We start from the raw sequence: 12,941 nt of genomic DNA, 5'->3' as shown, positions 1-12,941 counted from the left end.
CCATGGGCGACACGGAGTACGTCCTGCTCGGCGCGGACGGCCGCCCCTACCGCAGCCGCACGCCCGGCGCCCTGGGCGGCCACCGCCGCCTGAAGATCTACGGCCGCCTCGATTGCCCGGCCGCCCTGCGCGCCCTGGCCCGCGGCGGCTACGTCTCGCATCGCGTGTTCTTCGCCGACGAGCCGACCGCGATCGCGGCCGGTTACCGCCCGTGCGCGGTGTGCTCCCGGCCTGCCTACCGGGAATGGCGCGCCGGCCGGGCCGGGTGAGCCCGTCCACCTCGACCAACAATCAAGACCGGTCGGTACCTATACTCTGGACCCCATGCCTGCCACCGTCGTCCGACAGGGAATCATGGACGAACCGCTGTGGTATCGGCCGGACCGTTAGTCGCTCGGTGACGTGGAAACCTATTCTGGGGACGTGAGTGTGGAAACCATCGGTGAACCGGGACCCTTGCCGCGTGGCCGGCACGGGCTGACCCGCGAGCAGGTGGAGGCCTCGCAATACCGGCGCTTGTGCACCGCCGTCCTGGAAGCGGTGGGCGAGCTCGGCTTCGCGGCCACCACCGTCGCCGATATCGTGACCCGCGCCCAGGTGGCGCGCCGCACCTTCTACTCCGTCTTCGGCGGCAAGGACGAATGTTTCGCCGCCGCCTACGATCTCGCGGTCGGGGCCGCGCTGGAACAGCTGAAGGAAACCGTCACCGGGCTCGAAGGCGTCACCTTCGCGGACCGGGTGCGGATCTCCTTCGAGATCTATCTCGGCTTCCTCGCCGTCCAGCCCGGCGCGGCCCGCGCGCTGTATGTCGAAACCCTCGCGGCCGGACCGGGACTGGTGGCCCACCGGCTGCGCGTGCACGAGCGGTTCGCCGACTACATCATGGCGGTGGCGCAGGTCGGGGTACGCGACGGCGATCTGGTGGCGGAACCGGATCGGGAGATGGTGGACATGCTGCTCGGCGGGATCGACGACCGGGTGCGCGCCTGCCTGCACACCAAGGGCGCGCAGGCGCTGCCGGAACTGGTGCCGCTGTTCACCCGCACCGCGGTCACCATCGCGAGCACCCCGGCGCCCTGACGGCTGTTCCCCGCCACAATCCTCGGGCAGCCCGGACGGCACACGCTGTCACCTGGCACAACGCCGGTGACACGGGCGGTGGCCCGCTCTTACGGTCGCAAGGGAATTCGACGCGTTCGGTCGGGTTCGAACCGTAGGGGAGAGTTCATGAGACCGACCATCCGTACCCGCGGGAGCGCCGTGTTCGCCACGGTCACCGCGTTCGCCGTGGCCTTCGCCACCGGTGTGGCCAGCTCCGAACCCGAGGCCGTGCCCGATGCGGGCAGCTCCTCGGGCTCGGCGGTGGTCAGCACCGCCACCGACACCGTGGGCGTGGGTCCGGAGATGTCGGCCTATCTGGCCGCTTTCGCGTACGGCCTGACCCACCCCGACGCCGCGCCGCCCGGCGCCAACGACTGGAACTGCAAGCCGAGCGTCGAACATCCGCGGCCGGTGGTGCTGGTGCACGGCACCTGGCTCAATACCTACGACAGCTTCGCGTTCCTGTCGCCGCGGGTCGCGCGGGCCGGATTCTGTGTCTTCGCCTTCAATTTCGGCCGGGAGACGCCCCTCGGGGGCGGCGGCATCGGGCCGATCCTGCCGGGCCGCTTCGGCGTCGGGCCGATGGGGGATTCGGCGAAGCAGCTCGCGGGGTTCGTGGATCGCGTCCTGGCCGCCACCGGCGCGCCCGCGGTGGACGTGATCGCGCATTCGCAGGGCGGGCCGGTCACCAGCCAGTACCTGAAATTCGAAGGCGGCCAGGGCAAGGTGCGCAAGGTCGTCAGCTTCGGCGCGACCAGCCACGGCACCTCGCTGCTCGGCATCGCCACGCTGGGCCGGGTGATCACCAACCTCGGGGTGAACATTCTCGGCTTCTATCAGCCGCTGATCGGCCAGGCCAATACCGAGCAGGTCGTCGGCTCGCCGTTCTACGCCAGGCTCAATGCCGACGGCGACACCGTGCCCGGGGTCGAGTACACCGCCGTCGGCACCCGCCACGACGAGATCTCCAACCCCTACGAGTGGACCTTCCTCACCCCCGGCCCCGATGCGAGCGTGGAAAACATCACGCTGCAACAGGATTGCCCCGAGGACGTCTCCGACCACCTGACCGTGATGTACTCGCCGCGGGCGGCGTCGATCGCCCTGCGCGCCCTCGACCCGGCCGCGCACCCGGCCCTGGTCTGCACCTTCAACCCCTGGATGATCGGCGGCAGCGGCCACATCTAGGCGCTGCGGTACGGAAAGGACGACGATGACGATCGGCGATGCGGTCGAAACGAGCAGTGTCACAACAGAACCGGAGGCGGTCGGCGGACGACCGCTGCTTCCGGGGGAGGATCCGTTCTATCGATCGCCGATCGACCCGGCGTCCGTCGCCCCGGGCACCATCCTGCGGTCGCGGCCGGTGCGGCTGGCCCTGTTCGGACGCATTCCGCAGCGCGTCCGAGCCTGGCAACTGCTCTACCGCAGCACCGATCTCGACGGCGCGCCCGAGGCGACGGTCACCACCGTCCTGCTGCCGTGGGACGCCGATCCGGCCGTGGACCGGCCGCTGGTGTCGTTCCAGTGCGCCATCGACGCGGTCGCCCCGAAATGCTTCCCCTCCTACGCTTTACGGCACCGCGCCCGCGCGCTCGGCGCCATCCCGCAGGTGGAGTTCCCGCTCATCGCCGCGGCCCTGGCCCGCGGGTGGGCGGTGTCGGTACCCGACCACGAGGGCCTGAACGGCCACTTCGGCGCGGCCCGCGAACCCGGCCACCGCGCCCTCGACGGCCTGCGCGCGGCCCTGTGCTTCGAGCCGCTGGGCCTGGGGCCGCGGACCCGAATCGGGTTGTGGGGCTACTCCGGTGGCGGACTGGCCACCGTGTGGGCCGCGGAGCTGGCGGCGAGCTACGCGCCCGAACTCGACATCGTCGGCGCGGTCGTGGGGTCACCGGTGGGCGATCCGGCCGAGGCGTTCGTCCGGCTGAACGGCTCGCCCTTCGCCGGGTTCGCCATGGTGTTCACCTCCGGTCTGCGTCGCGCCTACCCGGAACTCGACGGCTGCGTGCGCGGCCTGGTGTCGCAGGAGTACCTGCGTCTGCTCGATGACGCCGAATCCATCGCCACCTTCCCGCTGCTGGCCCGCTACGCCGGGCGAAACGCCAACCGGCACATTCGCGGTGGGCTCGGCGCGCTGCTGACCCGCCCCGAGATGCGGGCCGTCCTCGACGACATCCGCCCCGGCGCCCAGGCTCCCGCCATGCCGCTGCTGGTCGTGCAGGGCGTCAACGACGAGGTGATCGCGGTCGCCGACGTCGACGCCCACGTGCGGCGCTACCACGAGCGCGGCGCCCACGTGCGCTACCTGCGCGACCGGCTCAGCACCCATCTGCCGTTGCAGTTCATCTCCATTCCGGTGATGGTGGAATGGCTGGCCGATCGCCTCGCCGATCGCCCGCTACCGCCGTCCGAGGTGCGCACGGTGTGGTCGGTCGCCGCCTCCCGCCGCGCCGCGCGCGAGCACGGTCATTTGGCGGCGCTGGTCGCGACCATGGTCTCGGGCCGCCCGATCCGCACCCGATCGGACTTCCGATAACTGCGCGCCACCAGCGCCGACCGCAGATACCACAGCCCCGACGGCTGCGCCGGATCGAATCCGGTCAGCTGCCCGATCCGCTTGAGCCGATTGTCGACGGTATTGGTGTGCACGCCCAGCAAACGCGCCGTATGCCGGCGACTCAGGTCGTTGCCGATATGGCGGCGCAAGGTTTCCAGCAGTTCCGGATGCGCGTCCAGCGGGTCGAGCAGGGTGCCGAGGTATTCGCGAGCCGGGCCGGGGCGGGTCAGCTGGTATTCCATGGCCAGGTCGTCGAAGCGGTGCAGACCGGGCACGCATTCCAGGCGGTGCACCATGTCGAGCAGTTCGTGCGCCTGCTCGGCGGCCTCGGGGATGCGTGGCGTCTCGGCGTGGATCACCGTGGCGGTCACCGGAACCTGTGCGGCCGTGGACAATCCGGAGATCAGGTCGGCCAGTTCGTCGCCGGTCGCGGCGGAGGCGGGGAGCAGCACGGTGCCGCCGTCGGCGCTGAGCAGCGACAGCGCCCGGCCGTCGCCGCGGCGGGCCAGCTCGGACTGGATGCGCCGCAGCTTGCGCCGCGCTACCACCTCGCCGTCCACGCGGGTGTCGGATTCCCCCGGATGCGGCGGAATGCTCAGGGCCAGCACGTGATACGACTCGTCGATCTCGATGCCGCCCGCGCGCGCCATGGTGGAGGCGGGATGTCCGGCCAGCAGCGCGGAGGCCACGGTGTGCACCGCCGTGTGGTGTTCGGCCACCACCGCGCGGTGCTCGCGCACATAGGCCACCGCGAAGGTCGAATCCACCATGGCCAGCACCTCGAACAGCCGGCGCGCGGTCACCGCGAGCCGGGCGTAGTCCTCGGGGCCGGTGGCGTCGACGATGAGATCGAAGCCCAGGGCGAAGCCGTCGTGCACCGCCCGGTGGATGGTGCCGATCGGAATGCCCTCGCGCGCCCAGTCCGCGCCCGCGCGTTGCAGCCGTTCGATCTTGGCGCTCACGTCCCGGCCCTCGAGGACGCCGGCGGCCAGTTCCAGGCAGGTGCGGGTGACGGTGGTGACCTCACCGCGCAGCGCGTCCCCGGGCAGGGTGCCGCAGCGGGCCACGTGTTCGGCGAAATGCGCGACGAGGGTGGCCGAGAGACCGCGCGCGTCACGCAGGGGTCCGGAAATCGGTGCCGCCGTGAGGGGTTGCGTTGCCTTGATCATGCGCGTTGCCTCCACAGCAGTCTGGGAACGCTGGCGTTCCTACTGGACCGTAACTGTAGCCGGGGTCACGTTTCGCGGCAATATGCGTGACCGGTCCTCACAACGGCGAATACCGCACTGCGCGTTGGGGCGACAGTGCGGTCATCGCGGCGGCGGTGTGGCCGTAGGTGTCTCGCCGCTACCGGATCAGCTGGTCAGGCCCGCGAAGAAGGCTCGGATGTCCCCCGCGAGCAGGTCGGGCACCTCGAGTGCGGGGAAGTGGCCGCCGGAGTAGAACTCCGACCAGTGCACGACATGGTGGGCCTGCTCCGCGAAGCGCCGAATCGCGTAGTCGCCGTTGGCGAACACCGCGACGCCGGTCGGCACCGTGCCCCTCGGCTTGGGCGTGAACATGGTGTGGTCGTGGAAGCGCTCGAAGTAGTAGTCGGCGACGCTGCGCGCGGTGTCGGTGAGCCAGTAGACGGCCACGGTGGTCAGGATCCGGTCGCGGTCGATGGCCTGCTCGGGCAGCTCGTGACGTTCGTCGGTCCACTCCTGGTACTTCTCCACGATCCAGCCCAGCTGTCCCACGGGCGAATCCGCCAGCAGCTGCGCCAGCGTGTGCGGGCGGGAACCGGCCAGGTTCATGTACGCCGAGCCGTCGTCCTGGAACCGCTTCATGCCCGCGAGTCGCTTCCGGTCGGCCTCGCCGAGCGCGGCCATATCCGCCGGATCGCCGGTCGGGAAGGTGACCAGGGCGTTCACGTGCACACCGATCACCTGGTCGGCGTGCTCGCGGGCCAGACGCGGGGCCACGAACGCGCCGTGATCGCCGCCCTGCACGCCGTACCGGTCGTAGCCGAGACGCGCCATCAGCTCGGCCAGGGCGGCGGCGACTTTACCGTCGTGCCAACCGGTTTCGGTGAGCGGGCCGGAGAAGCCGTGACCGGGCAGGGTCGGGATGACCAGGTGGAAGGCCGGGGCGTCGGGGTCGCCGTGGGCGGCCGGATCGGTCAGCGGGCCGATCAGGTCCAGGAAGTCGGCGGGGGTGCCGGGCCAGCCGTGGATCAGCAGCAGCGGGGTCGCGTCCGGGCGGGCCGAGCGGATGTGCAGGAAGTGCAGGCGCTGGCCGTCGATCGTGGTGGTGAATTGCGGGTGCGCGTTGAGCGCGGCCTCCACCGCGCGCCAATCGAACTTCTCGGCCCAGTAGGCGGCGAGCTCGCGCAGGTAGGCGGTGGGCACGCCGCGCTCCCAGCCGGTGCCGGGGACCTCGTCGATCCAGCGGGTGCGGGTCAGGCGGTCGCGCAGGTCGTCGAGATCGTCCTGCGGGATGTCGATGCGGAAGGGGTGGATGGCGCGGTTCTCGGTGTCGCTCATGCCATCGAGTTTTCCGATAAAGACCGGGTGGCCACATCACGATAATTCGTTATTTTGTGTCCCGGCTGGGCGAAATGCGAAGGTGCGGCATGATCGTGGCGTGGTGAGTGTCCCCGGCAGCAGTGTCCTGGTCGGTCGCGCCGCGGAGGTGTCCGCGGTGGTCGAGGCGGTCGGTGATGCCGGCACGCAGACCGTGCTCATCGCGGGCGAGGCCGGGATCGGGAAGTCCCGCCTGGTCGCGGAGTTCACCGAACGACTCGGCGGCGACGCGCTGGTACTGCTGGGCCGATGTCCCGAACTCGGCGCCGCGGGTGTCGCCTACGCGCCGTTCCTGACCGTGCTGCGCGGACTCGTCAAACGACTCGGCGGCGAGGCCGTGGCGACGCTGCTGCCGCCACATCCGGCGCTCGCCAACTGGCTGCCGCAGCTGGCCGTCCACACCGGCGGCGCGGCGCCCGAGGCCGATCGGATCCGGCTGTTCGGCGAAATCCTCACGCTGCTGGAGCAATTGGCGATGGCGCGGCCGGTGGTGCTGGTGCTCGAGGACCTGCACTGGGCCGACGACGCCAGCCGGGAACTGCTCACCTTCCTGGCCGCCAATCTCGCCGACGCCAATGCCCTGCTGGTGGGCACCTACCGGCCGGGCGAGGCGGGGCCGCTGCGCGGACTGGTCGCCGAACTGCGCCGCAACCCGGGCGTGCGGGTGCTGGAACTGCACCCGCTGACCCGGCACGAGGTCGGCCGCCAGCTCGCCGCCCTGCTCGGGCGCGAACCCGGAAGCGAGCTCATCACCAAGGTTTTCGACCGCAGCGGCGGCAACCCGCTGTTCGTCGAGGCGCTGGGCCAGTGCCCCGACGAACTCCCCGCCGACCTCGCCGACCTGCTGCTGGGATTCCAGACCGGGCTGTCCGCGCAGGCGCTCGCCGTGGTCGCCCCCGCCGCCGTCCTCGGCTCGCCGATCCACCACGACTTGCTCGCCGCGACGGTCGACCTACCCCCGGACGAACTACCCGGAGCGCTACGCGAACTCGTCGACCGGCATCTGCTGCTCACCACCGACACCGGCTACGAATTCCGCCACGGCCTCATCCGCCAGGCCATCTACGACCACCTGCTCCCCATCGAGCGCACCCGCCTGCACACCCGCGCCGCCGCGGCCCTGCACGCCCGCGGCGACGCCCTCGACCCCGAATCCCACGCCGACCTCGCCCGCCACGCCCGCGCCGCCGGAGACCTCGACCGCGCTCTGCGCGCCTACTGGTCCGCCATCGCCGGAGTCCCCGCCACCCACCCCGAACGCCTCCGCCTCCTCGAACAAATCCTCGCCCTCTGGGACCGAGTACCCGCCCCCACCGAAATCCTCCCCACCACCAAACTGTCGGTCCTGGAACAGATCGTCGACGTCGCCGTCGCCTGCGGAGCCACCGAGCGCGGCATCGCCGCCGCCGACGCGGCCCTCGCCCTCCTGGCCCCCGCGGCCGCCGCCGCACCCGCCACGCTGCCGGTGTGGAGCCAGGACGACCCGGTCGGCGAGCTCTCGGCAGCCCGGGACCGTGTGACCGTCTCCGGCGGCAACGGCGAAATCGACTATGCCGGTGCCGATCCCGAGCGGTCGGCCCGAATGTACCGGCGACGGGCCTACCTGCGTGCGACGACCGGGGCCGGGCCGGGAGCGGACCTCGAGCGGGCGCTGGCGCTCATGTCGGACGCGCCCGACAGCGTGGAACGAGCCGAGGCGCTGGTGCAGTCGGCGGCCGCGCGAGTCTTCCAGGGAGACGCGGCCGGGTCGGCGGCCCACGCGCGAGAGGCATTGGCCATCGCGCGGCGAATCGGCGCGGACGCGCTGGTCGCGCGAGCACATGCGCATCTGGGACTGGCGGGCGCTGCCGCCGCCGGCGGCTCGCTGGAAGCGGAATCGACCGAGGATTGGGCAGATTTCGGGTCCGGAGAGCACACGCGGAGTGGTGGCGCGGACAGCGAAACCGAATGGGCGCTGGAGCATTTCGCGCAGGCGCATCGGGCGGCGGCGCTGGCGGGGGATGCGCGGATCGTGGTGGATGTGGCCACGTGGGAGTCGGCGGTGCTGGTGGGGGCGGGGCGGTACGAGGCGGCGATCGCGGCGGTGCGGCAGGGGTTGCGGGCGGCGCACGAGTCGTTCCGGTTCGCGGAGTCGGCGCCGATTCTGTTCGTGAAGTGGGGGCAGGCGCTGGCGGCCTTGGGTCGGTGGGACGAGGCGCGGGCGGTGGTCGACGAGACGCAGCTCGAGCAACTGCCGCCATTGAGCCGGGCGGCGTTGCTGGTGTGCTTCGGACGGATCTCCTTGGCCACCGGGGATTTCGGGGCGGCTAGGGAGGGAGCCGTCACGGCCGCGCGGCTGCTGGGAGACAGTCGATGGGCGGCGCAGTATCGATTCGAACTGGCGGCATTGAACTCCACACTGGCGTTGGTGGGAGACGACGAGGGCGCGGCGGCGACGGAGTTGATCCGGGTACTCGAAGGCGGCGACGGGGTCGGCACGCTGTTCGCGCATCCGCACGAGGCGTGGCCGCTGGTGGTGCTCGGCGCTCGAATCACCGGAGCGCCACCGGAACTGCTCGCACTGGGGGACACGCTGCCCACGGCGTCGCCGGTCGATGCCGCCCAGCGTGCCGCGTTCACGGCGCACCTGGCGGGCACCGCGGCCCGCTGGTCGGAGGCCGTCGCGGCCTGGCGCGGCGTCGGACGTCCCTACGATGTGGCCATCGCGCTGCTGGGTCTCGCGGAAGCGGCTGCGGCCGAATGCAATCGGGTCGAGGCGGTGTCGGCGCTGCGGGAGTCGCTCGATATCGCCGCCGCGCTGGGCGCGGTCCCGCTGGCCGCGGCCGCCACGGCGGTGGCCGAGCGAGCCCGCCTTCCGCTCGACGGATCCACCGAGCGGGCCCCGAAAGCCAAGAGCGGCACCATGTCCGGCCGCTACGGCCTGACCGCGCGTGAGCTGGACGTCCTGCACCTGGTCGCCAAGGGCCTGAGCAATCGCGCGCTGGCGGCGGAACTGTTCATCAGCGCCAATACCGCCGGCGTGCACGTCTCGCGGATCCTCACCAAGCTGGGCGTCGCCAGCCGGACCGAGGCCGCCGCCTTCGCCCACGAGCACGGTCTGCTGACCGCCGGTGAGAACGACTGAGGGTCAGGGCAGCCGGGGCGGCATGCCGAACAGATCGAAGATCGCGTCGAGCTGGTAGACGATCAGATTCGTGATGAGTCCGTCGCGCACGGTGAAGACCTGCAAGGTGTGCCGCTCGTACCCGTCGCCGTCGCGGGAGTAGGCCGCCAACCCGGGCTGGCCGTTGGCCCACACCGGCTCCAATCGCCAATCGGAGCCCTTCCACTCGAACACCCGCGCCATGAACCCGACATACGCCGCGCGGCCCAGGTACCAATTGAGCATGGGCGGCATCTCCATGATCACGTCATGGGACAGCAGCCTCTCGAGGGCGCTGAGGTCCGCGTTGCGGAAGGCGGTGACGTAGTTGTCCACCACGGCCCGCTGTTCGGCCCGCTCGGTCACCTCGTCCTCGCGAATACCGTTCTGGCCGAGAGTCTTCCGTGCCCGCTGCAAGGCGCTGTTGACGGCCGCCGGAGTCATGTCGAGAGCCTGTGCCACGTCCGCGGCGGGCCAGTCCAGCACCTCGCGCAGCACCAGCACCGCCCGCTGCCGCGCGGGCAGCTGCTGCATGGCGGCGACCAGGGCGAGCCGCAGACTGCCCTGCGCCACCGCGGCGTCGGAGGGATCGCCGAGCAGCACATCCGGAATCGGTTGCAGCCAAGGGATTTCCCCGCCGTGCACGAGCTCCTCGCGCGGATCGTCGCCCGGTGCGTGCCCGAGCCCCGACGGCATGGGCCGCCGCCCGCGCTGTTCGAGCGCGGTCAGGCAGGCATTGGTGGCGATCCGGTACAGCCAGGTCCGCATCCCGGCCCGGGTCTCGTCGTAGCTGTCGCGGGAGCGCCAGGCCCGCAGATAGGTTTCCTGCACCAGATCCTCGGCGTCCTGCACCGACCCGAGCATGCGGTAGCAATGGGCCAGCAATTCGCGCCGATATCGGTCGGTGCGCGCCGCGAAGTCGGTGTCCGCCATGCTCTCACTCCTCGAAACCCAGCCCCCACCGGTCGAAACAGGGCCCTGCGGAACTTTCTACACCGCGAGCGATGAATCGGGCACACCTCGCCGGTAGGTACTCGTGAGCCGCTATACCGGGCGGCCGTCGACCGAGGAGTAACCATGAACGACACCGCCGTCCGCGAGACCACCGACCGCGACGCCGTCCTGACCGTCCTGAAGGACCTCTACGTCGCCTGGGCCGCCAATGACGCCGACGCCTTCGTCGCCGACTACGACCCCGACGCCACCTCGATCCTGCCGGGCGTGTTCCGCAGCGGCCGCGCGGCGGTGCGGGACGGCATGGCCGCCGGATTCGCGGGCCCGCTGCGCGGCTCCAGCGTCCTGGACGAACCCCAGCAGGTGCGGTTCCCGGCGCCGGACACCGCCGTGGTGGTCAGCCGCGCCGCCATTCTCATGGCCGGTGAGACCGAGGCTCCGGCCGACCGCTGGGTGCTCGCGACCTGGACCTTGGTCCGGCGGGAGGACCGCTGGCTGATCACGGCGTACCACAACTGCGCCGCCTGATCCGTCGCCGAAAACACCGGTGGCACACCGGCACGGGAGGTTCCGTGTCGATGTGCCACCGGAAGGTGTTGCTACGGAACCACTTCCACGATGTCGCCGGGGTTCAGGTAGTTGAAGAACTCCCGCGCGCCGTCCGGGGTCATGCGGATACACCCGTGCGACTTCTTGTCGACCGGTCCGATGTGGAAGGCGATGTCGCCGTTGAAGAAGACCGCGTACTCCATCGGGGCGTTGTGCATGGTGCTCCAGTGGAACGGCTTCTTGAACGCGACGTGGAAGACGCCCGGCGGAGTCTCGTAACCGGGCATGCCGTGGGAGATGGGGGTGGGGCCGAAGATGACCTTGCCGTTGTCCATCAGCCACGCCTCGTTGGTGCTGAGCTTGAGGCAGGCGCGCGCGCCGGCCGTCGCACACGGCGCGTTGACATCGCCGGGGGCGATGCCGGGGATGATCGCCGGAATACCGGGCACATCCGGTCCACCGGGCCACAATGGTTCGGCCTGCGCGGGCGCCGCCGCGAGTCCTGCGGCCGCCACACCGGCGAAGACCGCCGATCGCGCCGCCAAACCGAGGGAACTTCTGCTGCTCATCGCGTTCGACCCTCTCCTAGCCTTGCCCACCGCCCTGTTCGAACTCGCCTGCCAGGGCGAAGGGACGCTTCCGTTGACACAAGCACGGGACCAAGGGGTACCGGTAGATCATTCTGACTGGTGCCGCGGGCGATTCGCGGGATAAACCGCGTCAGGCACGCCGACACGCCCGTCCGAAATGCACGGCACGCCGAATCCGCCCCGCTCCCGGGTGTGGCGGCGGGGTCATTTGACCGGCGGCAGAGTGCGTTCCTGCGGGTCGACGCCGGTCGGCCGGTGCGCGCCATTGTTGGGAATGTTCGGGCGCGGCGCGTTGGCTGATCCGCGAATCTGCTGGTCGTCGGGCGGATTGTTGCAGTAGTTCCAGCGTCCGAAGGTGCGGTCGGTGGCGAGGAACGCCGCCACCGCCGGGACCGGGTACTGGCACCACGGCCGGGTCCAGATGTCGACGATGGTGTAGAACTCGCCGTCGTGCGCGGGCACGCCCATGGCGGAGGTGCCGATGACCAGGGCCGGGAACAGTGCCCGCACCGCGGGCAGCCGCAGCAGCGCCGCCTGCACGATGGCCTGCATGGTGGTGGCCAGGCTCTGGATCGGATCCAGGTTCCGGTCCAGGGTGCGGTCCAGGACGGCGATCTGCTCGGGCGCGCGATCGAGCACCCCGCGCAGTTCGCGGTCGGCGGCGCGGGCCTGTTCGACCAGGATCGACGAATTGCGGGTCAGCGTGCCCAGATCCGGCTGCGCGAGCGAGGTGGTTCCGGCGATGACCTGCAGGTTCTGCAAGAGGCTGACGGTCTGCGGCAGCCGGTTGTCCAATCCGGTGGTGGCCACGCTCAAGCCCTCGATGAGCCCGCGCAGCTGATCGGGTCCGCCGCCGAGCGCGATATCCAGCTGATCGAGGATCACGCCCACTTTGTCCGGATCGATCGAGGCGATGAGTTCATTGCTGTTGGTCAGCGTCTGCCACACCGGCGTCGGGGTGGTGATCTTGCTCGGGTCGAACCGCACCACCTGCCCGTCGTGCAGGAACGGCGGCGCGTCGGTGTGCGGGCGGAAATCGATGTACTGCTCGCCCGCGGCGGACAACGCCGCCACCGCGATCTCGGTGTCGGCCGGAATCTGGTATTTCCTGTCGATGTCCGCCGTCGCCGCGATCCCGGCCCCGCCGTCGATGATGTCGACCGATCGGACCGAACCGACCCGGAACCCGCGCCAGGTCACATCGTTACCGGCCTGCAAACCGCCGGAGCGATCCAGTTGCACGGTGACCGAGTAGGTGTTGCCCGGTCTGTGCACCCGGGCCACCGAGATCAACAGATATCCGGCTCCGACCGCGAGTAGCACGATCAGAGCCAGATTCGAGTAGAGCAGTTTATGTCCGCGCAGCACGCTCAAGAGGCCCGCCTCCACCGCTGAATAGCAGCCAATAGGGTTCGATGCACAGCAACTACCAGGCGAAACTGCGCGCTATCTAACCACAGTCGGGCCGCTGAACCCGGCGG

Annotated in this window: 11 protein-coding genes; 6 read left to right on the top strand and 5 right to left on the bottom strand. The window is 70.5% G+C overall.

The genetic code is table 11. The features are described from left to right. The first annotated feature begins 2 nt into the window (after positions 1 to 2). From ACQP06_RS22295 to ACQP06_RS22280, 4 genes are all read left to right on the top strand, one after another. On the top strand, positions 3 to 269 hold the full coding sequence (locus ACQP06_RS22295) for an Ada metal-binding domain-containing protein (RefSeq protein ID WP_433666425.1): 267 nt from the start codon (positions 3 to 5) through the stop codon (positions 267 to 269). A 154-nt stretch (positions 270 to 423) separates the two neighbouring features. Then, positions 424 to 1,080: a TetR/AcrR family transcriptional regulator gene (locus ACQP06_RS22290; protein WP_379274619.1), complete on the top strand. Its 657-nt coding sequence runs from the start codon at positions 424 to 426 to the stop codon at positions 1,078 to 1,080. A gap of 147 nt (positions 1,081 to 1,227) precedes the next feature. Next, the gene (locus tag ACQP06_RS22285; protein ID WP_433666424.1) at positions 1,228 to 2,289 is read left to right on the top strand and encodes an esterase/lipase family protein; all 1,062 of its coding nucleotides are present in this window, start codon (positions 1,228 to 1,230) and stop codon (positions 2,287 to 2,289) included. A gap of 25 nt (positions 2,290 to 2,314) precedes the next feature. Continuing rightward, positions 2,315 to 3,640: a lipase family protein gene (locus tag ACQP06_RS22280; RefSeq protein WP_433666423.1), complete on the top strand. Its 1,326-nt coding sequence runs from the start codon at positions 2,315 to 2,317 to the stop codon at positions 3,638 to 3,640. Here ACQP06_RS22280 and ACQP06_RS22275 read toward each other — a convergent pair. Both ACQP06_RS22275 and ACQP06_RS22270 read right to left on the bottom strand, forming a co-directional pair. Continuing rightward, positions 3,571 to 4,830, bottom strand: a complete 1,260-nt coding sequence (locus ACQP06_RS22275; RefSeq protein ID WP_433666422.1) for a PucR family transcriptional regulator — start codon at positions 4,828 to 4,830, stop codon at positions 3,571 to 3,573. The genes ACQP06_RS22280 and ACQP06_RS22275 overlap by 70 nt on opposite strands. Before the next feature lie 186 nt (positions 4,831 to 5,016). Continuing rightward, positions 5,017 to 6,186, bottom strand: coding sequence for an epoxide hydrolase family protein (locus tag ACQP06_RS22270; RefSeq protein WP_433666421.1), 1,170 nt, complete (start codon positions 6,184 to 6,186; stop codon positions 5,017 to 5,019). Positions 6,187 to 6,286: 100 nt separating this feature from the next. Here ACQP06_RS22270 and ACQP06_RS22265 point away from each other — a divergent pair, with 100 nt between their 5' ends. Further along, positions 6,287 to 9,349: a helix-turn-helix transcriptional regulator gene (locus tag ACQP06_RS22265; RefSeq protein ID WP_433666420.1), complete on the top strand. Its 3,063-nt coding sequence runs from the start codon at positions 6,287 to 6,289 to the stop codon at positions 9,347 to 9,349. Between the two features lie 3 nt (positions 9,350 to 9,352). On the opposite strand, the gene ACQP06_RS22260 is transcribed toward ACQP06_RS22265, so the two are convergent. Then, entirely contained in the window at positions 9,353 to 10,300 is a 948-nt protein-coding gene (locus ACQP06_RS22260) for a sigma-70 family RNA polymerase sigma factor (RefSeq protein WP_433666419.1), read from the bottom strand. Between the two features lie 144 nt (positions 10,301 to 10,444). Between ACQP06_RS22260 and ACQP06_RS22255 the strand changes: the two genes are divergently transcribed. Then, entirely contained in the window at positions 10,445 to 10,849 is a 405-nt protein-coding gene (locus ACQP06_RS22255) for an SgcJ/EcaC family oxidoreductase (RefSeq protein WP_433666418.1), read from the top strand. A 71-nt stretch (positions 10,850 to 10,920) separates the two neighbouring features. On the opposite strand, the gene ACQP06_RS22250 is transcribed toward ACQP06_RS22255, so the two are convergent. Together ACQP06_RS22250 and ACQP06_RS22245 are read right to left on the bottom strand one after the other, a co-directional pair. After that, the gene (locus tag ACQP06_RS22250) at positions 10,921 to 11,439 is read right to left on the bottom strand and encodes a L,D-transpeptidase (RefSeq protein WP_357084405.1); all 519 of its coding nucleotides are present in this window, start codon (positions 11,437 to 11,439) and stop codon (positions 10,921 to 10,923) included. Between the two features lie 225 nt (positions 11,440 to 11,664). Further along, positions 11,665 to 12,849, bottom strand: a complete 1,185-nt coding sequence (locus tag ACQP06_RS22245; protein WP_433666417.1) for an MlaD family protein — start codon at positions 12,847 to 12,849, stop codon at positions 11,665 to 11,667. Positions 12,850 to 12,941 lie beyond the last annotated feature (92 nt).

The sequence above is a fragment of the Nocardia sp. CA-136227 genome, from assembly GCF_050955695.1.
Lineage (GTDB): Bacteria > Actinomycetota > Actinomycetes > Mycobacteriales > Mycobacteriaceae > Nocardia.
This window is presented reverse-complemented; position numbering and strand designations above follow the sequence as displayed.

Coding starts and splice junctions, on each gene's coding strand:
- ACQP06_RS22295 (WP_433666425.1), top strand. CDS start 3: ATGGGCGACACGGAGTACGTCCTGCTCGGCGCGGACGGCCGCCCCTAC.
- ACQP06_RS22285 (WP_433666424.1), top strand. CDS start 1,228: ATGAGACCGACCATCCGTACCCGCGGGAGCGCCGTGTTCGCCACGGTC.
- ACQP06_RS22280 (WP_433666423.1), top strand. CDS start 2,315: ATGACGATCGGCGATGCGGTCGAAACGAGCAGTGTCACAACAGAACCG.
- ACQP06_RS22275 (WP_433666422.1), bottom strand. CDS start 4,830: ATGATCAAGGCAACGCAACCCCTCACGGCGGCACCGATTTCCGGACCC.
- ACQP06_RS22270 (WP_433666421.1), bottom strand. CDS start 6,186: ATGAGCGACACCGAGAACCGCGCCATCCACCCCTTCCGCATCGACATC.
- ACQP06_RS22260 (WP_433666419.1), bottom strand. CDS start 10,300: ATGGCGGACACCGACTTCGCGGCGCGCACCGACCGATATCGGCGCGAA.
- ACQP06_RS22255 (WP_433666418.1), top strand. CDS start 10,445: ATGAACGACACCGCCGTCCGCGAGACCACCGACCGCGACGCCGTCCTG.
- ACQP06_RS22250 (WP_357084405.1), bottom strand. CDS start 11,439: ATGAGCAGCAGAAGTTCCCTCGGTTTGGCGGCGCGATCGGCGGTCTTC.